20 protein-coding genes are annotated in these 24755 nt (G+C 45.3%); 9 read left to right on the top strand and 11 right to left on the bottom strand.

The genetic code is table 11. The features are described 5' to 3' along the window. Positions 1-7 precede the first annotated feature (7 nt). The 3 genes from ISR87_03710 to pckA all read left to right on the top strand — a co-directional run bounded on the left by ISR87_03710 (position 8) and on the right by pckA (position 3808). Complete coding sequence (locus tag ISR87_03710) at positions 8-715, top strand: DUF1295 domain-containing protein (GenBank protein MBL7024538.1); 708 nt, start codon at positions 8-10, stop codon at positions 713-715. Between the two features lie 238 nt (positions 716-953). Continuing rightward, on the top strand, positions 954-2171 hold the full coding sequence (locus ISR87_03705) for a pyridoxal phosphate-dependent aminotransferase (protein ID MBL7024537.1): 1218 nt from the start codon (positions 954-956) through the stop codon (positions 2169-2171). After that, positions 2168-3808: a phosphoenolpyruvate carboxykinase (ATP) gene (gene pckA, locus ISR87_03700; protein MBL7024536.1), complete on the top strand. Its 1641-nt coding sequence runs from the start codon at positions 2168-2170 to the stop codon at positions 3806-3808. Before ISR87_03705 ends, pckA begins: the two co-directional genes overlap by 4 nt. Before the next feature lie 61 nt (positions 3809-3869). On the opposite strand, the gene ISR87_03695 is transcribed toward pckA, so the two are convergent. After that, positions 3870-4319, bottom strand: a complete 450-nt coding sequence (locus tag ISR87_03695) for a hypothetical protein (protein ID MBL7024535.1) — start codon at positions 4317-4319, stop codon at positions 3870-3872. A gap of 147 nt (positions 4320-4466) precedes the next feature. Between ISR87_03695 and ISR87_03690 the strand changes: the two genes are divergently transcribed. The 3 genes from ISR87_03690 to ISR87_03680 all read left to right on the top strand — a co-directional run bounded on the left by ISR87_03690 (position 4467) and on the right by ISR87_03680 (position 7104). Next, positions 4467-5909, top strand: a complete 1443-nt coding sequence (locus ISR87_03690) for a bifunctional metallophosphatase/5'-nucleotidase (protein MBL7024534.1) — start codon at positions 4467-4469, stop codon at positions 5907-5909. Between the two features lie 113 nt (positions 5910-6022). Continuing rightward, positions 6023-6619: a DUF899 family protein gene (locus ISR87_03685; GenBank protein MBL7024533.1), complete on the top strand. Its 597-nt coding sequence runs from the start codon at positions 6023-6025 to the stop codon at positions 6617-6619. A gap of 50 nt (positions 6620-6669) precedes the next feature. Next, positions 6670-7104 (top strand): hypothetical protein, encoded by a 435-nt coding sequence (locus ISR87_03680; protein MBL7024532.1) that lies wholly within the window; start codon positions 6670-6672, stop codon positions 7102-7104. Positions 7105-7125: 21 nt separating this feature from the next. Here ISR87_03680 and ISR87_03675 read toward each other — a convergent pair whose 3' ends face one another. The 5 genes from ISR87_03675 to ISR87_03655 form a co-directional block, all read right to left on the bottom strand. Next, a complete protein-coding gene (locus ISR87_03675) occupies positions 7126-7371 on the bottom strand; it encodes a hypothetical protein (GenBank protein ID MBL7024531.1) in 246 nt (81 codons plus the stop codon). Further along, positions 7368-8360, bottom strand: coding sequence for a nitronate monooxygenase (locus tag ISR87_03670; protein ID MBL7024530.1), 993 nt, complete (start codon positions 8358-8360; stop codon positions 7368-7370). The genes ISR87_03675 and ISR87_03670 overlap by 4 nt, the downstream gene beginning before the upstream one ends. Next, a complete protein-coding gene (locus ISR87_03665; GenBank protein ID MBL7024529.1) occupies positions 8357-8695 on the bottom strand; it encodes a hypothetical protein in 339 nt (112 codons plus the stop codon). Before ISR87_03665 ends, ISR87_03670 begins: the two co-directional genes overlap by 4 nt. Positions 8696-8715: 20 nt before the next feature. Further along, positions 8716-9573: a peptide chain release factor N(5)-glutamine methyltransferase gene (gene prmC / locus ISR87_03660; protein MBL7024528.1), complete on the bottom strand. Its 858-nt coding sequence runs from the start codon at positions 9571-9573 to the stop codon at positions 8716-8718. A 75-nt stretch (positions 9574-9648) separates the two neighbouring features. Continuing rightward, positions 9649-14307: a CapA family protein gene (locus ISR87_03655; GenBank protein ID MBL7024527.1), complete on the bottom strand. Its 4659-nt coding sequence runs from the start codon at positions 14305-14307 to the stop codon at positions 9649-9651. A gap of 343 nt (positions 14308-14650) precedes the next feature. Between ISR87_03655 and ISR87_03650 the strand changes: the two genes are divergently transcribed. Then, a complete protein-coding gene (locus ISR87_03650; GenBank protein MBL7024526.1) occupies positions 14651-15232 on the top strand; it encodes a superoxide dismutase [Fe] in 582 nt (193 codons plus the stop codon). A gap of 179 nt (positions 15233-15411) precedes the next feature. Here the strand turns inward: ISR87_03650 and ISR87_03645 are convergent, their stop codons facing one another. Beyond that, a complete protein-coding gene (locus ISR87_03645; GenBank protein ID MBL7024525.1) occupies positions 15412-15939 on the bottom strand; it encodes a transposase in 528 nt (175 codons plus the stop codon). 192 nt (positions 15940-16131) lie between these two features. Here ISR87_03645 and ISR87_03640 point away from each other — a divergent pair, with 192 nt between their 5' ends. After that, complete coding sequence (locus ISR87_03640) at positions 16132-17928, top strand: M61 family metallopeptidase (GenBank protein MBL7024524.1); 1797 nt, start codon at positions 16132-16134, stop codon at positions 17926-17928. Between the two features lie 266 nt (positions 17929-18194). Next, positions 18195-21170, top strand: coding sequence for a prolyl oligopeptidase family serine peptidase (locus ISR87_03635; GenBank protein ID MBL7024523.1), 2976 nt, complete (start codon positions 18195-18197; stop codon positions 21168-21170). A 161-nt stretch (positions 21171-21331) separates the two neighbouring features. On the opposite strand, the gene ISR87_03630 is transcribed toward ISR87_03635, so the two are convergent. The 4 genes from ISR87_03630 to ISR87_03615 all read right to left on the bottom strand — a co-directional run bounded on the left by ISR87_03630 (position 21332) and on the right by ISR87_03615 (position 24515). Continuing rightward, entirely contained in the window at positions 21332-22750 is a 1419-nt protein-coding gene (locus tag ISR87_03630) for an ammonia-forming cytochrome c nitrite reductase subunit c552 (protein ID MBL7024522.1), read from the bottom strand. Further along, positions 22747-23262, bottom strand: a complete 516-nt coding sequence (gene nrfH, locus ISR87_03625; protein ID MBL7024521.1) for a cytochrome c nitrite reductase small subunit — start codon at positions 23260-23262, stop codon at positions 22747-22749. The genes ISR87_03630 and nrfH overlap by 4 nt, the downstream gene beginning before the upstream one ends. A 179-nt stretch (positions 23263-23441) precedes the next feature. Then, entirely contained in the window at positions 23442-23624 is a 183-nt protein-coding gene (gene rpsU, locus ISR87_03620; protein MBL7024520.1) for a 30S ribosomal protein S21, read from the bottom strand. A 33-nt stretch (positions 23625-23657) separates the two neighbouring features. Continuing rightward, positions 23658-24515, bottom strand: coding sequence for a sigma-70 family RNA polymerase sigma factor (locus ISR87_03615; protein ID MBL7024519.1), 858 nt, complete (start codon positions 24513-24515; stop codon positions 23658-23660). Between the last annotated feature and the right edge of the window lie 240 nt (positions 24516-24755).

Here is a 24755-nt window from a genome sequence, read left to right as displayed (position 1 = left end):
CAAAATTATGGCAAATATGATTTCTTCAATCCACAGGGCAACCAATTATTTAAGCCACGACCTGTTTGGAGGACCCAGAATTTTAAAGTTTAACTGGGTTATTAATTTTCAAAAAGGGATGACCCTTTTCTGGGTGCTGGGATTGATGCTATTCTACGATAATTTTTCCACACAGGCCTGGGTCTATCTAGCTTTGCATGGCAGTTACGGCATAATCTGGATTCTTAAAGACCTCATTTTTCCAGACAACAAGTGGCAGATAAAAATCACCTTTGGTGGAGGTGTTACAGCCATAGTGGCCGTTCTGGGGCCTTACTGGGTGGCACCCTATCTATTGATTTCTCCAGTCCTGGGGGAGGCACATGACGGTGCGAACATGTTCTGGACGGCCCTGGCAGTTTTTATATACGCCATGGGTTTAACCCTCATGCTGGTTGCAGATGCCCAAAAATTCTATACCCTCAAGTTTAAAAAGGGGCTAATCACTACAGGCCTCTTTCGTTTTATAAGGCACCCTAATTATTTGGGAGAAATGATGATTTATGGGGCTTTTGCAATCATCACCTGGCATTGGATTCCCTGGGTTATCCTGGCCTGGGTCTGGCTTGGGTATTTTTCAGTAAATATTATAATGAAAGAACGGTCCATGTCACGCTATGAAACATGGGCAGACTACAAAAAACATTCGTGGTATTTGATCCCGTTTCTTTTTTAAACTCAAGAGGAGGGGCTGAAGCCCTTTATTAGACCCAATACAGGACCGTATTTGCCTCATTTACACGCACGACATTAAAATCTTAACCATTTTAGTCATATTTCCTAAAAATATTAATCTATCGCTCCGTTTTTGTTGGTATAATAGATTTTGTGAATCTATGTTTGCTCAATTTGGTTTCAGGTACACGAAGACGACCTGGAAATAATAAAAAATTGTTTTTTTAAAAAGGCCACCCATGAGCATCAGCCAACTCGCAAAATCGATCCCAGCATCACCCACGCTGGCCCTGAATGATACAGCCCGTATCCTGAAGGAAAAGGGGGAAGCCGTTATCCATCTTGGAGGCGGTGAACCAAAAAGCAAAGCTCCCATTGACGCTATTTTAGCCGCATCTGCAAAACTGAATTCAGCTGAGATTAAATACACACCAACAGAAGGTATTTTACCGCTGCGTCAAGCGGTTGTCCGCTATACTGAGGAGAACTATGGCCACCTCACTACCCCTAAGAACATCCTCATTTCCAATGGCGCCAAGCAGTCCCTGTCAGTTTTGCTGCAATCCATTGTAGACCCACAGGATGAGGTCATCGTTTTAGCACCCTATTGGGTGAGCTATCCTGAAATGATCAAAATGGCTTATGGAAAACCAGTGGTAGTCACACCGGAGGACGGTCGTCTGGAGCCCACCATGGATGACATCACCCAGGCCGTTGGGTCGTATACAAAGGCTATTATTGTAAACAGCCCAAGCAACCCCTCTGGCGCTGTTTATTCCAAAGCACTCATCGCTGAGTTGGTCAAATACTGCGAGAAAAAAGACATCTATCTCATCATGGACGATATTTACCATAAACTGGTCTTTGATGGATATGAGTGGACCTCTCCCTATCAATTTGCCAAGGCCAATGAGGTTAAATCAAAATTGATCGTGGTGAATGGGGTCTCCAAAGCCTATGCCATGACCGGCTTTCGAATTGGATGGACGATAGCCAATACAAAGATTATTGAAGCCATGAATAATATTCAAGCCCAGACAACGTCATGTGCCTCTGCCCTGTTACAAGTAGCCGCCGTTGGAGCCCTGAACGGTATACAAAGTGGCGTTGAGAGTCTCCGAGTCACATTGCAGAACAATCGCGATATCATGATCAATGAGTTGCGAACCATTGATGGGGTTCGTGTGGAAAAACCAGGCGGGACGTTCTATTGTTTCCCTGACTTCAGTGCCTATGAGAAAAGTGCCGCCAAGTTGAGTAAACTCTTGCTGGATAAAGTCCGAGTGGTTACGGTTCCAGGAAACGAGTTTGGCATGGATGGACACCTCCGCTTGAGTTATTGCGGAAGTATCAAGGACATCAAGGAAGGTGTGGAGCGTATTAAGTGGGCTCTGGATCCCAATGCCCCCAATGAGATCTTTGTTGGTGACCGGAAACTGGTGAGGGACTGGTCATGAATCTGCATTTAGGTCTGGCAAGCCCAGCATCGGCAGAGAAAAATGCCACTGCTAGTGACTACGGATTGAACAATCATGGTTTAAAAAACCTCAATAACATCTATTGGAATCTCCACACCGCATCACTCCATGAAGAAATTGTTTTTCGTGGCGAGGGTAAAGTCATGAGCAATGGGCCCATCCTCATGAATACAGGGAAACATACAGCACGGGCGGCCAACGATAAATTGGTGGTCAAGGAAGACTCTACCAGTGCTGATATCTGGTGGGGTGAGTACAACCGGCCCTATCCAGAATCAAAGTTTGCAGTCCTCCTTTCTCGAGTGCAGGCATACCTCCAGGGCAAGGATGTCTTTGTTCAGGATTGTCATGTAGGTGCAGATGAGCACTACAATCTTCCTATTCGGATCATCACAGAATATGCATGGCATAGCCTGTTTGCCCGGAACATGTTTATCCCCATTGAAAAGAAAGATGAGTATAAACACCATGTGCCGGATTTTACGGTGATTTGCGTGCCCAACTTTTCAGCCTCACCGGAAATGGATGCAACCAACAGCCCCACCTTTATTGCATTAAACTTCGCCAAGCGGATTGCCATTATCGGTGGAACCCAATATGCTGGTGAAATTAAAAAATCTGTTTTTACTGTCATGAATTACCTGCTACCCAAACAGGGAGTGCTTTCCATGCATTGCTCAGCCAACATGGGTGATGAGGGTGACACCGCCATTTTCTTTGGATTGTCTGGAACGGGAAAAACCACCTTGTCTGCAGATCCAAAGCGTCAACTGATAGGCGATGACGAACATGGCTGGAGTGATGATGGCGTCTTCAATTTTGAAGGGGGTTGTTATGCCAAGGTGATCCAGCTAAGTCCAGATGCTGAACCCCAGATATACGCCTGTACGGAAAAATTCGGGACCATCCTGGAAAATGTGATTTATGATCCCACCACCAGAAAGCTGGATCTGGATGACAGCACTCGTACAGAAAATACACGGGCATCATACCCCCTGCATTTTATCGATAATGCCGTAGCTGAAGCCAAAGGCGGTCACGCTAAAAACATCTTTATGCTGACCTGTGATGCCAATGGTGTTCTGCCGCCCATTGCCAGGCTTTCACCTGATCAGGCTATGTATCATTTTATCTCTGGATATACCTCAAAAGTGGCTGGTACTGAAGTTGGCCTGGGTTCTGAACCGCAGACAACCTTTAGCGCCTGTTTTGGTGGACCCTTTATGGTTCACCATCCCTATTACTATGCCCAGCTGCTCAAAGAGCGCATCAAAAAACATGATGTAGATTGCTGGCTGGTCAATACGGGTTGGACGGGAGGTCCTTTTGGAATTGGCAAGCGTATGAGTATTCAACATACACGAGCCTTGCTGAATGCCGCATTGGAGGGCAACCTCAAGGATGTAGAATATAGAGTGGATCCTGTATTCGGCTTTGAAGTCCCCAAGACAGGTAAGGGCGTTCCTGAGAAGGTTCTTGATCCAGCTCAGACGTGGCCCAGCAAGGAAGCCTATGCCGAGAAGTATGAACAACTCGCAAGATTGTTCGTTGAGAACTTCAAAAAATATATGGAAGGCATGCCTGCTGAGATTCTTGAGGCGGGTCCCAAGCTATAATAGATATAAAAGTGTACTGATGGTTTCCACGAGGCGCGGATTCGAATCCGCGCTTTGTGTTTCAGGAGGAGCTTTTAGTAAAGGAAAAGACTCCCTGTTCCCAGAACACCTTGCTGCTTATCAGCAATGCGGTTCCAATACTGATATCCAGGGTGGCCACAGCAACCAGAAAGGTGTGGTTGCCTACAGAAACTCTTGAAAGCGTAGCACCGAGAAGTATCATCAAACCAAGTGCGAAAAAAAACTGGATGCGGTAAAATTGCCATAGTTTAGGGGTATCCAGCGCATCAATTCGAGCCATATTTTTCCGACAGCTTTTTAGAAAGATATAGCGGGTTTTTATGAGCCCCACTGTTATACCGGCTATCCAACTGAATTGACGTCCCCACCCCCTGGGCTCCATGTCGAAAGCCTGGTTCGCCAGATCAGCACCCTTGGTAAAAAGGATGATAGGACCAATATACCAGATCAGTGCAGCCAACAATTTCAAGGTATTATGTGATACAGTCATCGTGGGTCAAAGTAAGAACATTATCCAGCGAGTAAAGAGAATCCGGTTTTACAGATTGAGGACGTGAAATTCAGCGGTACAGTTTTTTGTATGAGGGACGATTGTGAAAGGTTAACCTTGGGTGATTAAGGACGATGTTTTATGCCAATGAGACCCATCAAATTTATTCTGCTGATATTTTGTTTTCTGCTTCAGTCTTGTGCAAAGGATGAGGATACTCCAGACCTGGGCCCCTCGGACCTGACCATCCTCTATACAAATGATGAACATGGTTGGATATCTGAGACGGATGATACAGATGGTGCCGCCAAATTAATGGGTGTCTGGAGGGATGTGGAAGGCTATACAGAAAATAGTTCTTTTCTGATTCTCAGTGGGGGAGACAATTGGACAGGTCCCGCTATATCAACCTGGTTCCAGGGAGAATCTACTGTAGAAACAATGAACGCCATGGGCTATAGTGCAGCAGCCATTGGCAATCACGAATTCGATTTTCAAGTGGCTGGATTACAGAAACGGGTTGCACAGGCAAACTTCCCCTATCTTTCAGCAAATATTCGTTTGAAATCAAATGATAGCATTCCTGATTTTGCTGAACCATATGTTGTAATAGAAGTGAATGATATTCTGGTGGGAATCATTGGTTTAACCACCCAAAGCGCCAGCTATACAACATTTCCAACCTATGTTGAAGATTTTAATTTTATTGCCTATAACCAGGCCCTACAGGAGTATGTACCTCAAATCTGGGCTGAGGGTGTTGAGATCATCTTGTGTGTTGCTCACATTTGTAAAAATGAAATGATGGGACTGGTGCTGCAGGCCAAAGAGCTCGGTATCAGTATGATTGGAGGAGGGCATTGTCACGCATTGGTCAGCGAAATACGTGGGGCTGGCTCGGTTGCTCTCATTGAGGGAGGCTCAAGGATGGACCACTATGCCCGACTGGATATCTGGTATAACCGGGAGGCCATGGTTGTATCTCACCTGGCGGCTGCAGCCTTTGATAATCAGGGCGGCACCACCGATCCAGTGGTTGAAAGCATTGTGAATAGCTGGGAAACAGCCACCACAGAAGTTCTGGGTGAGGTCATCGGCTATACCGAAAATCAGATAGCCAGATCTTCCCCTGAAATGCACAATCTGGTTACAGATTCCTGGATATATAATTATCCCAATGCCGATATCGCCATCACAAACACCGGGGGTATTCGCCAGGCGATCGAGGCGGGGGAGATTACCAAAGGTGATATTGTCGGAGTCTTGCCGTTTGAAAACAACATCCTGGAGCTCAATCTGACAGGACAACAGGTAATTGACTGTCTGCAGAACCATGTGGTGGCTGGGATGACGACATCAGATGGATATCGGCATAGTGATGGAACAACCTTCAATCGGGACAGCGTCTATTCTGTATTAACCACAGATTATCTATACATCCAGGAAGACAATTATTTCCAGCTTTACGATCCTGTCCCCTACTATACCGAGATGAATTATAATCAACCCACAGTAGATTATATCCTGTCCCTGCATACTGACTCATCCAATCCATTGGATAACTATTTAGACTATTCTCCCCGCAGATAGACCAATCTCAATATGATTGTCCCTCGAATACCTGTGAAGCAATTTTTTTCCTGGGCGGGTTCTATGCCCTATATTGATTTGGGGGTTTCAATCAAACCAAGAGGACCACACTCATGAATGATGAAATCAAACAAATAGAACAACAGATATATGAATTAAATGAAAAGTTGACGGAACTTCGAAAAGCAAACCCACCTGAAAAAGTCTCAAATTATACATTCAAAACGCTTGAGGGCGAGACCACTTTGCTGGAAATGTTCGGGGAGAACGATAAACTGCTCCTGATTCACAATATGGGTCAGGGTTGTCGATATTGTATGCTCTGGGCGGATGGCTTTAATGGTTTTTTACCTCATCTTGAATCAGCCATCTCAGTCACGTTGGTATCAAAGGACTCGCCGGAGCTTCAACGTCAATACGCCAACTCAAGAGGATGGAGATTCAGACTGGCATCACACGGTGGTGGGGACTACATCAGAGAACAGACCGTCACTCCAGGTGAAATCAATTCTCCAGGGGCTGTAGTTTATGAACGCGTTGGAAATGATATCTTCCGTAAAAACTCCAGTGAATTTGGGCCTGGCGACATTTTCTGTTCCATGTGGGGTTTGTTAGGCCTGGCAGGCATGAGTGAAGCCGATTGGACCCCTCAGTACAACTACTGGAAACGGCCATTGAAGCTTGATGATGGCGGCTTGAATATATTGTAACGCCTGATTGGACAGGCATGACTTACGAATAAAATGAGGGGGTGTATTCCATGATATGGGGCTTTAAAACTGTAGCTGCAATTGATATCTGGACCCTGGAACATTTCCTAAGCGGTATCTCCATCGGCATGCTGGTGATGAGTATCAATTCGAAGTTATTCTTAAAACATTTTCAGATTAATAGTGATGAAATTAAGACCAGTCACTTTGACATCGTCGCAGTTTTACTGCTGGCCTATATTTGGGAGGTTTTTGAACACTATCTGGAGGTCGGGCTCCTGGGTGAAACAGTAGAATTCTGGCTCCAGGGTGTTGAGTTCTGGGCCAATAGACTCATCTTTGATCCCCTGGTAACCGTTTTTGGATACTACCTTGCCAAATCATATCCTATTCTTGTTAATCCTGCCAGAGCTGTGTCATTATTGTGGCTCATCGTTCACATCTTTGTGTTTCCACACAGCATGTATCTGCATGACATATTTTAATACGCTTCTGACAGGGAGCCTTTAGTTGCCTCGATTTAGAGAATAGGTCTTAAGCCGATTACCCAGGTAGAATCCCATGACATTGACTGCAACATCAGCCAGTTTATTGCCTATCCATTCCTCAGCAAACTCAAAAGGTAAAATCAATTCCAGCCCCTCCCATCCAATAGAGAGGATCAAGAATAGTAGCCAACCCATCTTGATATAGCGGCCGGCTATAAACCAGATAAAGAAGTGAGAAAGGGAGTATAGATTAATGAGTGTCACAGGACGAGACGATAACTCTCCATTATATCCTGGACTGTCTGTATCTTTTTAATACCCCCAACACTTTTACCTGCCTGAAGAAAATGATGATAATCCCCAGTTTTACCGCTATCATTTTTGAGGGTTCTGAATGAGCGTAATGAGTAGAACATGCGCATATATTTTTTTGTTTTGGATCCCCGCAGGAGCCATCGAGCCAAGGGTCCTGCTTGCACCCCCATTTTTTTAATGTGGACCGTTTCAATAACAGAAACAGGCACCCCTGAAAGTTTATCCGTCAGGACAATCTGATTTTCATCAGCGTCTAAGATGGCTTTTTTATAATCGGGGTGTGCACTGCATTCCTTGCTGGCGATAAATCGGGTTCCCATCTGGATACCTGAATAACCTAAATCCAGCATACTGGCAACATCTTGAGGTGAACTGATTCCCCCGGCACAAATTAGTGGCTTTCCGCAGTCGGCCAATTCTTCATAAAGCCTGGCTGCTGACTCGGTTCCGGCATGCCCTCCGGCGCGATCATTCACGCAAATGAGGCCATCTACATCTCCCAGAATTGCCTTCTCAGCCCATTTTCGATTGGTAGTATTATGAAAAACCAACCCACCATGGGCGTGAATCTTCTCTGCGTAATGTTTCGGATTTCCAAGAGCAGTGACAAAGAATGGCACCCCTTCCTCTAGAGCAATATCCAGCCAACTATTAATTCTGTCCAGATAACGCTGAGAGCTTTTTTCTATGAGGAGATTGAGGCCAATTGGTTTCGTGGTGAGACTGCGAATGTAGCGTAAACCCTCCCGGAAATCATAGCCATGGACATAGGTCAGGCTCAAAGGTTGGACGACTCCCATACCTCCGGCCTCTGAGATGGCTGCCACCAATTCCGGATTGGAGCAGGGGTACATGGCTCCCCCGATAATGGGAAGATCTATATTCAGATCATTGCAGAAGGTTTTGAATGGCTTCTGAGAGTCCCCCGCAGGTATCATTCCTTCATTCCATAGACTTCTTTGATTCTAGGTGATCGTAGAAAAAAGCCGACCCAGGCAGTGTAGAGAGCCACGCCACTCATGATGGCTAAAAGCCTGATCCAGTCATCACCTGTTGCGATTCGAATCTGGATATACGCATAGGCGCTATACAACCAGACCACAGCAGCAAGATAGGCGAAAAGCTCAAGACTGATAATGACCCAGTTTCGTTTAACCAGGAAGAGGAAGGGAATGAGTAGCGTGAAACCGGCCAGGATGTCGTTTTCCCCACGAGAAAAATGAGCCGCTAGCAAAATGATCATAAAAACATAGGCAATAATTCGAGATTTCAATTTCAATTCCTTTTAACAAATCACGGGATGTATTTGCCCGTAATGATTCGGGGGTCTCCGTTGTAGTCCTGAATGATTTCCAGGTCATGGAACCCCTTCTCCATAAAAATATTTAATACTGCAGCTTCCTGAGGACTGCCTCCAAACTCAAATAGAAAATGGCCGCCCGGGATGAGTAAATCGGGTAAAATATCAGCAAAGCGATGATAAAAGTTGAGGCCATCACTCTTATCAAACAGAGCCATTGCAGGATCAAACTGTGCTACTTCAGCTTGCAGTTGGTCTTTTTCATCAGGTGCGATATAGGGTGGGTTGGAGACAACTATGTCAAACCGTCCATCCATACGAGGAAGGGCTTGGAGGATATCAACTTCCTGAAAAACCACCTGAGTTTGGTTCAACGTGGCATTTTCTTTGGCTAAAGCCAGAGCATCCTTTGAAATATCGATACCCAGAACTTTTGCGTTCTCAAGAGACTGTGCCAATGCGATGGCAATACATCCAGAGCCTGTACCAATATCCAGAATACGGGCTTCAGGCTTGACGTTTAACGCAAGGGTCTTCTCAACCAAAATCTCTGTCTCTGGACGAGGAATTAATGCTGCTGGTGTGGTTTTGAGGATGAGATTCATAAAACCGGTTTCACCCACGATATGCTGCAGCGGCTCTCTGGTTCCCCTGCGCCTGACATGTTCGCGGTAAAGATCCATCTCGTCCTTACCCATGGGTCGATCAAAGAAGAGATATAGCTCCAGGCGATTTTTGTTCAGGACTTTTCCCAGGAGGATTTCTGCATCAAGACGAGCGTCAGGGACACCCCTCTTTTCCAGGAATTCAGTACTTGTCTTGATAATATCTAGTACACGCCAATTGGTCATAAGATGAAAATAGTTTTGGAGGGTTAATTGTTAACCATAAAATAAGCGGAATCATCCGTTTTTATCAAGATTTTTTTAGTTATCAAGAATGAGATTAATGAGTGAAATCAGATCTTGAACATTGATATGGGCATCTCCATTCACATTGGCAGTTTCGTATTGGGCTTCGTTGGGAATGATTTCACCAATGATGATATTCACGAGGATCACGATATCACTGATTGAATTTTGACCATCAAAATTAAGATCTCCAGGAAAATACTGAGAAAAGATCCGCATTAAATCTGGCTGTATTTCAGTTAGAAGTGTCCCGGTGTGATTCATAATAGATAAGCTGACGCCATAAATACCGGGCTCACTATAAATATGAGTGGGATGCTGTTCAATACTTTGATTGCCATCACCAAAGTCCCACTCCCACCATCCCACTGGGCCTGTTGAAAGGTCAGTAAAGTGAATTTCTGTATCGATGAGTCCAATAGTCACATCGGTCTCAAAGTCAGGGACCATCGCTTCGGGGTCAGTATAGACAGTTTCTACAAATTCAAAGGAAATGTTATTGGCGATAATTCCATTTTTTAATTGAACAAAATAATAATCATTGGGTGATTTGATGTCTGCTTCTGGAGCATCTCGCCAATCAGTCCATTCAATAAAACGAACATCGTCAAACCAGCCATAGCTATCACCTGCTGATGGTGTATCAGTGTTCAACCGAATATCAAAGTAGGTGGCATTGGAGGGGGGCATGGTTTCCTGGTGGAAATAGGTCCACTCCGTCGTACCGTTTACACCAGAATTCATATCATGGGTAGCCAGGATGGTGGAGGTGGTACGACCCGCATAATATCTCACCTGTATTTTAACGTTCCCGGCGTTTTGGGTCTTGAGCCAGGCAGAAATATGATGCTTTTTTGTGGCATCAAGGCGAATGCGGTTTTCAAGATTTGTGATCACATTATCCCCGGAACTGGCTGTGCGGTGCTGACCAATAGAACGTTCCCCGGAATGTGCTTCTGTTAGATCAAACCACTCATCACTGCTGTTTGTATTCCATTCACTGGCGCCCTCGTCTTCCATGTTGCCATACCAGAGGAGTTCACGACCCAGACGATATTCCCAGCCTGTTCCTGGAGGTGATTCCAGAGAGGAGAGACTCCCCCTCTCGTGTATTTCCAGGGGATCTGACATCCAGGTCGTTCCAATAAGATGAAGATCAAAAGAACGACGGTTATAAATGGATGTTCGGGGCATGGAAAGGGTGTCAAGCCAGATGGAAGCACTCACATTTTCCTGATCAACAAAAAGATAAGTATCCAGGTCTTTGGACTTGCTGGCAAGGTAGTTTAACAGGTGAGTACCCAGAGCACCTGTGGCTGGAACGGGGATATAGTCATCCAGATAAACTGGTGTGGCTGAATAAGCGGCAAAACCACTGGCATTCACTTCAGCGTTGAGAATGACTGAGGGGAAGGTTTCATGGTAGTTTAGATCAAAGATAAAATTTCCCAGGGAATGAGCTATCAGCTTGCCGTTGTAAGCCTCAAAACCCTGAATGATATGGGGATGATGGACAACGACCAGATCGACACCGCCATCAATGGCCAAATGCCGAATTTCACGATCCCACATATGGGGAACATCCAGGAGGGGTGAATAATTTTCATCCTCATCGCTATCTGCTTCCAAATTCATGTTTTGGTTTAGTTCTCGTGGAGCGATCCAGTCTTCAGCTGCGATATCAGAACCGAAATAGCCATCGTAGCCGGCTCCTGGAGAGGAGGAATACTCACTACCTGCATGCATCTCCATGACAACCAGATCCGCCACATCCCGAACCGCGCTGATTTGTTGTAACAGGTAGTGCGGGGTGAGATAAGCAAAGCCTGGTTTGTTGTATCCGGCATTCAGATAGGGCTGAAAATTATTGTATTGACCGGTGCGGTCACAATTGGCCAGCCAGGCAATGGATACGCCTAGATTGTTCGTAAAAATGGGTTCATAGGCCTCATCACTATCTTCTCCTGAACCTGAGTATAAAATATTGTTCGCTTCCAGTGCTTGCTGGGTGGTCTGCAACCCGACCAATCCATAGTCCAGGGTGTGGTTATTGGCCAGTGAAACAACATCAATCCCTGCATCGGCCAGAGCGGAGACATATTCAGGACGCCCTTTATAGGTCACAGATTTGGTGGGATGTTCCTCGCCATCCAAGGTCATGACACATTCAAGATTAGCTATGGTTAAATCGGCGGCATCTCCCAGGAGCCCGAAAGTGGGCTCGAATATGCCACTGATCCCCTGAGTTTCCAGGATACCACCACTATCTTCATATCTCCTGGCGATCATGATATCACCAACAAAATTCAATTTCAGCGGGAAACTACTCTCATTCCCTTGATCTACGACAATCTCAGCCCTGGCCTGTCCCATGGTACCTGATTCGTCTGTGACTTGTAAAAGGACGGTGTAATCGTGGTCATCTTCCACCAGATAGGTATGGGCGGGATTTGGGTCGTAACTGGTTTCTCCATCGCCAAAACTCCAGAAATAGCTGTGGTTTTCGCTATCTGGGTCATTGACTTCAGCCATGAATGTGACATCCACACTGCGCTGATTTGTGCTGTTTCTGTAGTGTGGACTCTGGGAATGTTGAATCTCTACTTCAGGTGCAAAAGCAATAGCGTTGGTGATGTCAAAAAGCTCGTCAAAAAAAATGCGACCTGAATCATCTGTATCACGGTCATTGATGTAGATTATATTTGTCAGGTTGGGATAATAATCAAAGCGCGCGAACCAATCATCCCCTAGAGGTAAACGAAACAGGTTCCAGGTATCATCTGGAAAATATCCCTGATACACGGTGACCCACTCCTCGATGTCCAGCTGTTCGCTTCCATCAAAAGCATAGTATAGTGTGTTGAGAGAATCCTGGAATCCAACCCCCTGGATTTCTCCTCTGGATTCCACATAAGCTGCCACCTGAAAAACCGAACCATCAACCACAGGATGAGGATTGATACTTTGAGATTTCCAGGTGTTGCCCCAGATTTCCAGTGAGTATTCCGAATTCATAAAGGTTCTGCCATTGTCCAAAACCCACGATAGAGGATGTCGGTCCTCGTCTGCATAGGATTGCAGGTTGATAATCCCAGAGTCAAAATTTTCAAGGATGGTGATGGGGTCGTGACCTGGAATATTGTCATTTATGGTATTGCTTGTTGGAGAGAAATTGCCAAAATGGTCCTCGGCTTCGATTTTAAAGACATAGTCTCCGGCAGGGTCAAGATTTTCCATCATGACATGATTCAAATTGGGATCTGCAAATTGAATTGAAGTTGAAGCATCCATGAATTGCGATTCAGACGTGAGGCTGTCTAAACCATAAATGATACGATAGGTTTTATGGTTGGTATCATAAACGGGATCCCACCTGAGGCTGACATAGGTTTGGCCATCGAACTCTGTCCGCCAGTTGGGAATGGCTGGAGGGGGTGTTTCATCAGCTACATCCATCCAATTGGTCAGATAGGCTTCCAACGCATCAATAAAGGGCTGGTAGTACTCAAGCAGGATAGAGTAATTCTGGTAGGAACTGGGGTATTCTCCTGCATACAGCTCCGTGAGGGGCGTATCCATATCCTGGAAAAGCATGGGTTTCTCGAAAAACTCAATCTGTACCCAGGGCTCATACACCTCATTATTATTGAAAAACTGTCTGAGATAGTTCATCTGAACACCGGTATTGGGACCCAATAAGGTTTCGGTGTGTGGTACCTCTATATCATCGCTGGCACCATGATAGAGGAAATTGCCGCTGTAATGAACTCGATAGTATTCATCGACCCGCTCAGCACCATGATCACCAAACTGCGCTGCCTCAACGGGGTATTCCTGTGTAAAATTTACCAGATCAAGATTATCATCAGATATATCCCTGATAGGTTTATTGGCGTTGGCAGCATCCCAGCCACCAGAAAGCACAATACTCTGGAAATCTGCATGTGCGTTATTGTCATCAAAACTGTGTGTATGAAGTACCAGGGGCGAGTGTGGACCCAACTGTATTAATGAATCACAAAGTACTTCATGGAAAACCTGAAAAACAGTGTTGCCATTCCGAGAGGGATCTGAAAGTGATTTGTTGTTGTTATAGCCCCCAGATTCTGTCCATTTCACCTCCCTTCCAGCACCTGATATCGCCATGGCGAAGGCATCGGCCTGAAGAAACATTTCCGTTCCCAGATAGGGAGAAATGAAATCATCACAGGGATGGGGCACTTCCACGATCACATGCTGTCTGCCAGCATCGGGACTAATAATAAACAAGCCCCAGCCGTTGGTAAAACTTCCAAAAACATCGTCCCCGGGGACCTCCAGTAGGTTTCTGTCCTCATAAGACATATCGAGACGTTCGCGGATGAGATAAAAGGTACGGTTGTACACCACATCTTCAAATTGAACCAGATCATAATGAAAGGTTCCCAGGGAATCGCTGAGCATCTGGTCTGCCAGGTCCACATCATTGCGCAAGAGGGCGGTAAAGATGTTGCGCCAGTGTACCAGCGTATAAGTAAAATCCGGGATTATGCGATAGTTGCCAAAACCATTGTTTTGAACATCCACCCAGTCTGGGCCGTAATCATTGTATCCCTCATCAGCGATGCCTTCTGAGACGTGGCTGACATAATTGTCGTAAGCCGTCCCTGGAGATATCCCGCCAATAAATTCCATGAGATCTCCTGACTCATAGACTACTTCAGCCTTCCCGCTTAGCGCCAGGACAAGCGAAACTAAAATCAGAATGAGAGGATGTCGATTGATGCTGTTCACAAGGCCTGAAAATTAAGCAATTATTGTCTGGATAGATACTGACAATATCTAACAAATTTAAGTGGTTAGGAATAGGGTTAACCTGCCTGCCACTTTGCAATTTCCCTTCTTGCGACATGGTTCACTGGCTAAGTTAGGGCGACTTTTTCTGAGAAGATGTCGCTTTACAAGGGGGTTTCTCCGATTATACTGTAATGATGACAATATATGTAACGTTAAGCCCTTAAAATTAAGGAGATAAATGATGAAACACGAATTACCAGCCCTACCATTTGCTCAAGACGCTTTGGCTCCAGTGATCTCAGCAGAGACCCTGGATTATCACTATGGCAAGCACCACAATGCCTATGTCACAAATCTGAATAATCTGACTCCTGGAACTGAGTTCGAAAACTCAAGTCTGGAAGAAATTATTATGAAAGCCTCAGGGGGTATTTTCAACAATGCTGCCCAGGTCTGGAATCACACTTTTTACTGGAATTGCTTATCGCCAAATGGTGGCGGCGCTCCTTCAGGCGATCTTGGCGCAGCTATGGATGCTGCCTTTGGTTCCTTTGATAACTTCAAGGCCGAGTTCTCCAAAGCTGCTGCAACCAATTTTGGATCAGGTTGGACCTGGTTGGTCAAGAATGCTGATGGTTCACTGGCCATCGCTTCAACATCAAACGCAGGAACACCCATGACCAGCGGACAGACAGCCCTGCTTACAGTGGATGTCTGGGAGCATGCCTACTATGTTGACTATCGCAATGCCCGTCCAAAATACCTGGAAGAAATCTGGAAGATTTTCAACTGGGATTTTGTTGCAGAGCAATTTGCCAAATAGTTAACTGTTTAACAGTTTGATCAAGGGGTCGGTTCGCCGGCCCTTTTTTGTTCACCCTGGGTGAACAAAATGTTTTTTTATCCTCAGGGCCAGGATTGGCTGAGCGTCGTTACACTCCCTCGCCTTACTGCGTTTCGAATCCTGGCCTTGATTACCCCATACCCAAATCCCACCATGAATCATTTAAATTTGAAAACATGTCCATGATCAACAAAACAATATTTATTGTCCTCCAAACCGTGATGTTTTTGCTGTTTGAGGATATAATTGATGTGATTCTCAAAATCCCGGTGACTTGTGATCAGGTGGGAGTGATATGATTTTTGCCAACGGAAATTGTTGGTTGTCACCAGGCGACGATTCGAATCGTCGCCTGGTGGTACATCGTTACCCGGATATACTGTATTACTCAGGGCCTCTTGGAACAGGAGTTGATTTACCTGCCTGGAAAATTGCCGTTTCCACGATCCCATAAAATCCGAGATTGTCCCCTTCTTGCCAATCTGGACAATCAAGTGGACATGATCAGGATTGATTTTATACGCAATGATTGTGCTCGAGTGGATTCGAGCGGAAAAATACAAGACATGCTCCAGAAGGTGTCCATAGTCAAGTCTGTTAAGAACAGCAAACCCTTCACACACGTTGGTGGTAATAAAATAATAGCCAAATGGGCGATAAGGGCGTCGTCGTGAATTACGATGCATGGGAAAAACTTTCTGTTTGGGGGTTGGGTGAAAAATAATTTAAAAAGAGAATAAAGAAATCATTTTACCACGCGAGGATTATAATCATCGCTGGATATCTCATATCAACTCGTCCCAGAAGTCCAAGCAAAACCTTGTTGGAATATCATTTCAGTGCATATTTTGAGGTCGATATTGTTAAAGGGGTTTCGCATGCGTTTTACTGCAAAGATAATACTTGGTTTGATTCTGATTTGGTCCGGCTTGTTTGGGAAAAGTGTCCAATACACCCTTTCAATGTCAGAACCCCACACCCATCTCTTTGAAGTTGAGATGCGGCTTGAAGGAGCTAAAGGCACTGAGGTGGTGGCTCTCCCAGTCTGGACACCCGGCTCTTATCTGGTGCGAGAATATGCCAGGAATGTCCAGGATATCAGTGCCCGCAGTGCAGATGATACCATGTTAAAGATCAAAAAGATTGACAAGAATCACTGGCAGGTGAAGGGCAAGGGTAGTCAGGATATCATTGTGACCTATCGCGTCTACGCCTTTGAACATAGTGTTCGAACCAGTTTTCTCAATGCCGACCATGCACTGGTCGTCCCAGCCAGCGTCCTCATGTACTGGGAGAAGAACCTGCAGCGGAAACATCATCTGCATATCAATATGCCGGAAAGATGGTCAGAGATCACCACGGCCCTGGAACCTTTCAATCAACCCGGGAATGTGGATTTCATTGCGAAGGATTATGATGAGTTGGTTGACTCTCCCCTGGAGTTGGGAAACCAGCATATCGTAAACTTTGAGGTTTTGGGAAAACCCCATGTCATGGCATTGTACGGTGCCAGCAATTATGCTGATTCAGTTTTGGTCAGTGATTTTACAAAGATCATTGAAGCAGAGGCTAAAATATTCGGTGGTCTACCTTATGATCATTACAGCTTCATTTTTCATGTAGAAGAAGGTCGCGGGGGTCTGGAACACGCCAACTCCTCCGTTAATTTTATCCGACGCTGGTCCTTCAATGATGATGAACGCTATAAAAGTTTTCTGTCACTGGTGGCCCACGAATTTTTCCACACCTGGAACGTAAAACGTCTCGCCCCCCAGGGTGTCGCCAGTTTTGACTATGACCAGGAAAATTATCTGGATGAGCTCTGGATGGCTGAGGGCTTCACCAGCTATTATGATGAACTCATTTTGCAACGCATTGGACATGTGGACAAAGCAGCCTATCTGGACGTATTGAAAGATGAGATTAACACCCTGGAATCCCGGCCCGGGAAACATCACCAGTCCGTGGCTGAGTCCAGTTTTGATGCCTGGATAAAATATTATCGATCAAACGAGCACTCCAGCAATTCAACCATATCCTATTATAACAAGGGTCATCTGCTGGGGCTGCTGCTGGATATCAAGATCATTGCTGCTATGGAGGGTAAGTCCAGCCTGGATGATGTCATGTTCAGGTTGAATCGCGATTTTGCCCAGCAGCAGAAGGGCTACACCAGTGATGATGTTCGCAAAGTCTGCGAGGCTGTCAGTGGGTTGAATTTGACCACCTTTTTCGATGATTTTATATTTGGTGTAGAGCCCCTGCCCTATGACGAGGTTTTTGCTCTGGCGGGATTAGATTTGGATTCCACCACAGAAAAGAGTTCCTATCATGGAGCAACCCTGCGCGACAGAAGCGGTGGCATCATGATCACCTCTGTTGTCGAAAATTCTCCCGCCTGGGATGCCGGTCTCAATGTCCATGATGAGCTGGTGGCCATCGATGGTTTCAGGGTGAAAAGCGCAACTCCAGACTACTTTAAAGAAAAGGTCCCAGGTGACAGGATCATCTGCACCGTGAGCCGCAATGGCATTCTGGTGGATATTCATCTCACAGTGGGTTTTAAACCGACAGAAATCTCAGAACTCAAACAGATCGAGGAACCCAGTGATACCCAAAAGCTGGTTTTTGAGAAGTGGTTGGGACTATCCTGGGAAGACGAAGTTAAAGAGTAGTCTGTAAAGGGTTAGGCCACAGTGGCTCTACCACCGGATTTTCTAAAAACACTAAATTCCCTCCAAATGTTCCATTTGTGATAGGATTTGCACCCTCTGTGCAAGTCCAGCCCATGAAAAATCCTTAAACTAGAGCAGAATCCTGGGAAAATTTGCTGGTTAGCAATGAGTCCATTATATTCTGTGCATGCCAAGCTGATCCACCATCTGTATGTATTCCTTCTGATTCGTTGAGCTGATTGAAATCTTAGTTAGAGGGGAATATTATGAAAAATGCATTACTTTTAAACCTGGTGATTACTTCAGGGCTTCTAGCAACCATCATCAATGTTCCGGCCGATTCACCCAGTATTCAGTCGGGTATTGATAACGCCACTGATGGTGATACGGTTTTGGTAGCACCTGGAGAATATCTCGAGAACATAAATTTTGACGGGAAGGCAGTATTTCTTTCAAGTCACTTTGCCCTGGATCAGGATACATCACATATTAGTGGTACTATCATCGATGGAAGCTCAGCCAACGCATCTGTGGTCACCATCACATCACGCACAGATACAGCCGCCGTCCTCAATGGTTTTACTATTACTGGGGGGAGTGGAAACTACGTCTCAAGCTGGGCCGGTCTTGCAGGTGCCGGTCCGCCTGTATTGGGCGGAGGTGTCTTTGTATTAGGTGGAGCAAAAATCACAAATAACCACATTATCGATAATCACATACTGCGCAGTAGCGAGATAGATGGTGCAGGTATTTTTATTCATTCAGGATCATCGGCCACGTGGGACATTGGAACTGTTGTCGTAAACAATAACCTAATTGCGAACAATAGTCTTGTGGGTGAATCACTCCTTTTTGGGGCTGGTGTTTCTCTCTCGGGAGAGGGAAGTATAAGGATAAGCAATAATCTGATTTCACATAACTCGGTGATTGGACATTCAACAGTAGTCGGAGGTGGTATCTCTATATTTGTTACCCGGAATGTAGTCCTGAGTGGCAATACTATAAATTCAAATACGGTGAATGCAGTTAATGATATAGATCGTATTTCTGGCGGTGGCGGCATCTTTATTTTCGCGAACAGTCCGATCTTATACAATAATCTCATAACTGAAAATGCAGCGCCCCATGGTGGCGGAATAGCCGCTTGGGGTAATCATGTAGGCTTTAATTTCCGATTAATTAATAGTACCATTGCCAATAATCACGCAAGCAGAAAGGGTGGTGGCCTATTTTTAACCAACGGGCACTGTACGGCAGTTAACAATATAGTTTGGGGTAATACGGCACTTACAGATCTGGGTATCTATATCAGAGGTAATCTCAATATCAGCTATTCCATTACTCAGGAAACATTTCCAGGTGATGGAAACCTCCAAACTGACCCACTGTTTGAAAATGAAATATTCCATCTGAGCAGTGCAAGTCCAGCCATTGACGCTGGTAATCCGGGTCCTGGATATAATGATTGTTTTGACCCCGCCAACCCGACTCAACCGTTGTGGCCAGCTATGGGTACCCTAAATGCCGATATGGGAGCTTATGGTGGGAATGATACCGTGCAAGTAGACATAGAGGACTATTTAATTCTAGAAAATTTTCAGTATGAAGTACATGGAGATATGCACTATCGCTTTGCCCTCCCCCTGGATTTTGATAGTGACTCGCTTTATCCACTAAGTGTTGTTTTGCATGGATCTGGTCAGTGGGGCTCAGACAATGAATGGCAGCTGTATGAGGGATTGCCATGGCGAGCAAACGCCGAACACTACGGATATAATGAATTCACAATCGTACCTCAGGCTCCCACTCAGGATTGGGGAGAGAATAACATAGCCACAGTCCATGAAATCATCAGAAGTGTCATCGATGAATACCCGGTTGACACGACACGTATTGTGGTCACTGGATGGTCAATGGGGGGTGGCGGAACCTGGCGGATGCTGAACCATACCCCGGATCTTTTTGCTGCGGCTGTAACTGTGAGTACTGTCAGCGGGTATCAATCTGGGACCAAACACGTTCCTGCCTGGATGTTTCATGGGTCTGAAGATTCTGGCGTTAGTTATTCGTTAGGCCGCATTGCTTTTTATGAGAGCACTGGGCTAACCACGGTTTATGCTGAAGACTCAACCAACACACAACTCCTTGATGCAATCAACAACAATGCGAGAGTTATTTATTCAGAATTTGCTGGGGCGGATCACATCATAGTCAAACATGCTTATGATAATTATTTCTTGTTTGAATGGCTAAAAAAGCAATCTCGCAGATTAGTCTACCCCACAGAAAGCTATGTCAGCTATATAAATGAAGATTCACTTCACTTCATTTCTACAATTATAAACCCACACGAGTTTTCATTTGAGCATACCGTAAGAGTTGAGAACTGGGGCTTTGACCATATCGATGATTTCATGCTATATGATGACGGTCAACATGGTGACAGTCTAGCTCAAGATGGTATTTGGGGGAACTATGTGGAGATGCCTGCGCCAATTGATAAATATAGAATAGGTATTGAGATCAGAAATATGGAGACTGAACAGGATTTTAATTTTCAGGATCTTGTCCATTTTACGAACATTGGACCCTTGTCTTTCGAATCCACGGAGCAACTCCATCCAGCAAATGGAGCTATCCCAGCAAACAGCAGTATCTACTTTAATCTGAGTGTCCAGAATCTAGGATCGACCACAGCAGAAGATATAACTGTTGAGATAGAAGATGCTGACACAAATGCTGTGATAAATGGTGGCTATTCAACTTCAATGGTAGAGGAAATTCCCCCAGGAGGTGTGGGGCAGACATTATCCTATCTCGGTGTGCGCACTGCCGCGGATATAATGGACGGGACGCCTATTTATTTTAATGTTCTCATAAAATCTGGAGGGGTCCCCTTCTGGGAAGACACAGGTGTTTTGCTGGGCTATGTTGGAATTGATGAAAACGACCAACAAATTCCGATCGCCTATGATTTAAAACAGAATTTTCCCAACCCCTTCAACCCTGTCACAACCATCAGCTATGATTTGCCTGAAAAATCAGAAATAGCGCTGACAATCTTTGACATTACCGGGCGTGAAGTAATCATTCTTGACCAAGCTGACAAACCTCCAGGGGGCTACGAAGTTCAGTGGGGCGGGGTGGATCAGGCAGCTAACCCAGTAAGTACGGGTGTGTATTTCTGTCGATTGCAGACAGGATCATATAGCAAGACCATCAAGATGGTGTATTTGCGATGATCTAAATGCACAATCGGATACCGCCTGTTTCACTAAACTGTAACTAACTGACCCATAGCGACATACGAAACATAGCCATTTGACTCTTAATCAACTGGTCTTTGTGGAAAATAAAAACCCGGAGAAGCCCCCGGGTTTTTTGTTTCATTTGCTGAAAATTATTACTCGGACCAGGCTGTAGCTATCTGACTTCCCCGGTGGGCATAATCTATGGCTTCACCGAGAATTCGTGCTGCTTCCTGTGGGGCATGAAACCCCATGGAGTTTTCAGCCGCGATAAAATCTAAACGCCACTGAGCCTTTCTTTGCAGATCTAAACTTGGCTGAAGATCTGATTCTGTTGCACCTCTTGATTTGGCATCAGCAATGGCATCCAGCTGCCCCATGAGCGCAGCGCCAGCCCTTTGAAGAAGTTCAAAGTTTCGTTCCTGAATATGGTCCACCCGTTCCAGTAACTCGGCCTCAGAGAAGCGATGACAGGTCTGGCAGGCACGATTTACATTGAGGAGGGGACTGCGAACCCAGTGATCAGAAATTTTACTGGCACCATCCCGCATATAGGGCATATGACAATCAGCACAGGCAACCCCACTTCTGGCATGTAGACCCTGACTCCAAAGCTCAAATTCAGGGTGCTGGGCTTTCAGGATTTTTGCACCGGATTCAGCATGGGTATAATCATAAAACTGATCGCCATTTGGGAAGGTCAGATTATCCCAAAAACTTTCAACCTGTTCAACCTTCAAACCTTCTCCCCAGGGAAAAGTAAGGGTCATATTACTACCACAATAATACTCGACATGACACTGTCCGCAAACATAGGACCGCAATTCACCTCGACTGGCATCCAGATTTGGATCGTAAGGTTTGTTTTTTGACCCAGCACGCCACCGCTCAATGGATTGGAGGTGTGGAACGGGAACATCAGACTCAGCCAAGGCTTGTATGCCCAGGATAAATCCAGGTCTGGTTACCCTGATTTCCATGGTCTTGGGTGAATGACAATCCACACAGGAAACAGGGTGAGCGTTGCCGTTCTCCTCCAATAATTGGTATAGTTCCTGATAGGAGTATTTGTTTGTTCCTTCAAATCCTTTCATGGCATCTCCATCACCCAACTCCCGATAAAGCGGCATGAGCGAGGCATGACAATGCAGGCAGGAGCCAGATTGTGGCTTGGTCTGCCGCTCTGTCTCCGCTTGATCTTGAAGCATATAGGCATGTCCCCTGCGATCCCTGTAATCAATGGAAAATGCATAGCCCTTAAACATGCGTTTCAACCAGGGGTCCCTTTCAATCTTTTGTTCAGGCAGGGCTTCACTGCCTCCATGACCACCAAAACGGGTTCTGGTTGATAATGCGGTTTTCATGTAGCCATCATATTGGCGTGGCCAGTTCGCTTTCCAGGTCTCAGGGTCGGTGTCATTCTCGCCAACCTCAACCAGGCGCTCATAGTTCTTAGTGGCCTCTGTTTTTCGCTCTACCATGTTCACCAATAAGGCCGTGATCGTTGCAGTCATTGCGATGACCACGACAATCAAGATGGCCAGGGTCGGTTTGGACTTTGCAAGCCTGTTCATTCTTCTCGCTCCCCATATTCGTTATTGAGTAAGGGTCCGCCAAGACCCACTCTATCACCGTGACCCACAGAGGAGTGACAGTGCACACATTGTATGTTCTCATTTTTATAATGTTGATCATCAGCGATTTCAGCCACCATCGCAGCATGACATTGGACGCAATTCTCTTGAAGAATCTGGCTGTTCTTGGAGGTAATCATGATTGGTTCATGAAAATTTTGGAGTGTAAAAGCTTTTGAATGGTTGTAGCCATTTTCAGCCTTGGCTATATATTTTCCAATAAAAGCATGAGGTAAATGACAATCGACGCAGGTTGCAGCAGTATGATGACTGGCCTTCTGCCAGGAGTCAAATTGGGCTCGCATGATGTGGCAATTCATACAGGCTTCTGGATTCTTACTAAAGTAGGACAACCCTTCACCATAGTTAAAAGTGTAGGCTCCGAGCCCTACGAAAAGCGCCAGAATTACACCGAGCAAATAAAGGGATTTGGACATATCAACACCTGTCATATGGTTTTTCTACTAGCTCTAGTTGATCTAATAATCTACATGGGATATACATGCTAAACCAGGGTGGAAGTACTCTAGAGAAAACTAAAAAAATAAATGAGCGGTGTAGGCACGAATCCTTTTATAATAAAAAAACCCCAGGAATTTCCCGGGGTTCTAATTCTAATCCACGCTAAAGTTTAGTAGCGAGGAGTCTGACGGCTACGCTTGGCTGCCTTGGCGCGACGTAGACGTCGCTCTTCGGTTGGCTTGAGGTAGAAGGAGTTCTTCTTAACATCTTTCAGAATACCAGCTTTCTCGTACTTTTTCTTAAAACGTCTCAGTGCCTTTTCAAACGGCTCATCTCGTTTAACAGTTACCATTACTGACATAGTGCGAATTCACCTCCTCTCAAATTAACCTAGATAGGTCTGCAGTTTACGACTACGGGATTTGTGCTGGAGACGCTTGATGGCCTTCTCCTTGATCTGACGTACACGTTCCCGTGTCAGATTAAATTCTTCCCCAATTTCATTGAGGGTTAATGCATATTCACGATCAATGCCGAAGTACATGCGGATAACTTCCCGCTCTCTATCTTTCAGAGTGTCCAGGGCAGATCGAATTTCTTTTTTTAATGAATCAGACATGAGATCGAAATCAGGAGCATCCTGATGCTCATCCTCAATCACATCCATGAGTGAATTTTTTTCTTCTTCCTGGAAAGGTGCATCCAGGGAATGGTGGCGCTTGGAGATACGAATGGCATCGGCCACTTCTTCAGGGGCCATGTCCAGTTCCTTGGCAATTTCACGCTCGGTAGGTGTTCGTTCCAGTTTCTGCTCAAGACGATCAGAAGTTTTTGAAATCTTGGAAATGGTACCGACACGATTCAAGGGAAGACGAACAATACGTGAATGCTCTGCCAGTGCCTGGAGAATGGATTGACGAATCCACCAGACAGCATAGGAGATAAATTTAAAACCACGGGTCTCATCAAAACGCTCAGCAGCCTTGATCAAACCAAGGTTGCCCTCATTGATGAGGTCAGTCAGCGGCAAACCCTGACCCTGATAATCTTTGGCCACAGAGACCACAAAACGAAGGTTCGCTTCAGTTAATTTTTTTAGTGCAAGACGGTCACCCTGCTTGACCCTCTGGGCCAGAGAAATCTCATCTTTTGGATCCAGCGGTTCATATTGACCAATTTCCTCAAGATACTTACTGAGGCTGCGATTTGTGTCTCCACCGATCCTTTTAACTTTTTTAGCCATAGGCTCCTTCCGTTGCTGCTTTGATCGCAATTGATACAAAGCCAGCGAAATTAATTTTAACCCCCACACCTGTCAAGGGATAAGGACACTTTAATTGGATACCCTGATTCCGATATAAAGCCCAGTTAAAGAGTTTTGTCTGATACATTTGATCAAAAAAGTTTGTGGGTTCACGATATCTGATTATCAGCGATCTTTAGATGAACAGTTTCCTTTCTGTTAAGTAATATGTCTCATAAG

The sequence above is a fragment of the Candidatus Neomarinimicrobiota bacterium genome (genome assembly GCA_016784545.1).
In the GTDB taxonomy this organism is placed as follows: domain Bacteria; phylum Fidelibacterota; class UBA8477; order UBA8477; family JABMPR01; genus JABMPR01.
Note: the sequence above shows the minus strand (reverse complement) of the source record. Positions and strands in the feature narration are given on the sequence as shown.

Coding starts and splice junctions, on each gene's coding strand:
- ISR87_03710 (MBL7024538.1), top strand. CDS start 8: ATGGCAAATATGATTTCTTCAATCCACAGGGCAACCAATTATTTAAGC.
- ISR87_03705 (MBL7024537.1), top strand. CDS start 954: ATGAGCATCAGCCAACTCGCAAAATCGATCCCAGCATCACCCACGCTG.
- pckA (MBL7024536.1), top strand. CDS start 2,168: ATGAATCTGCATTTAGGTCTGGCAAGCCCAGCATCGGCAGAGAAAAAT.
- ISR87_03695 (MBL7024535.1), bottom strand. CDS start 4,319: ATGACTGTATCACATAATACCTTGAAATTGTTGGCTGCACTGATCTGG.
- ISR87_03690 (MBL7024534.1), top strand. CDS start 4,467: ATGAGACCCATCAAATTTATTCTGCTGATATTTTGTTTTCTGCTTCAG.
- ISR87_03685 (MBL7024533.1), top strand. CDS start 6,023: ATGAATGATGAAATCAAACAAATAGAACAACAGATATATGAATTAAAT.
- ISR87_03680 (MBL7024532.1), top strand. CDS start 6,670: ATGATATGGGGCTTTAAAACTGTAGCTGCAATTGATATCTGGACCCTG.
- ISR87_03670 (MBL7024530.1), bottom strand. CDS start 8,360: ATGATACCTGCGGGGGACTCTCAGAAGCCATTCAAAACCTTCTGCAAT.
- prmC (MBL7024528.1), bottom strand. CDS start 9,573: ATGACCAATTGGCGTGTACTAGATATTATCAAGACAAGTACTGAATTC.
- ISR87_03655 (MBL7024527.1), bottom strand. CDS start 14,307: ATGGAATTTATTGGCGGGATATCTCCAGGGACGGCTTACGACAATTAT.
- ISR87_03650 (MBL7024526.1), top strand. CDS start 14,651: ATGAAACACGAATTACCAGCCCTACCATTTGCTCAAGACGCTTTGGCT.
- ISR87_03645 (MBL7024525.1), bottom strand. CDS start 15,939: ATGCATCGTAATTCACGACGACGCCCTTATCGCCCATTTGGCTATTAT.
- ISR87_03640 (MBL7024524.1), top strand. CDS start 16,132: ATGCGTTTTACTGCAAAGATAATACTTGGTTTGATTCTGATTTGGTCC.
- ISR87_03635 (MBL7024523.1), top strand. CDS start 18,195: ATGAAAAATGCATTACTTTTAAACCTGGTGATTACTTCAGGGCTTCTA.
- ISR87_03630 (MBL7024522.1), bottom strand. CDS start 22,750: ATGAACAGGCTTGCAAAGTCCAAACCGACCCTGGCCATCTTGATTGTC.
- nrfH (MBL7024521.1), bottom strand. CDS start 23,262: ATGACAGGTGTTGATATGTCCAAATCCCTTTATTTGCTCGGTGTAATT.
- rpsU (MBL7024520.1), bottom strand. CDS start 23,624: ATGGTAACTGTTAAACGAGATGAGCCGTTTGAAAAGGCACTGAGACGT.
- ISR87_03615 (MBL7024519.1), bottom strand. CDS start 24,515: ATGGCTAAAAAAGTTAAAAGGATCGGTGGAGACACAAATCGCAGCCTC.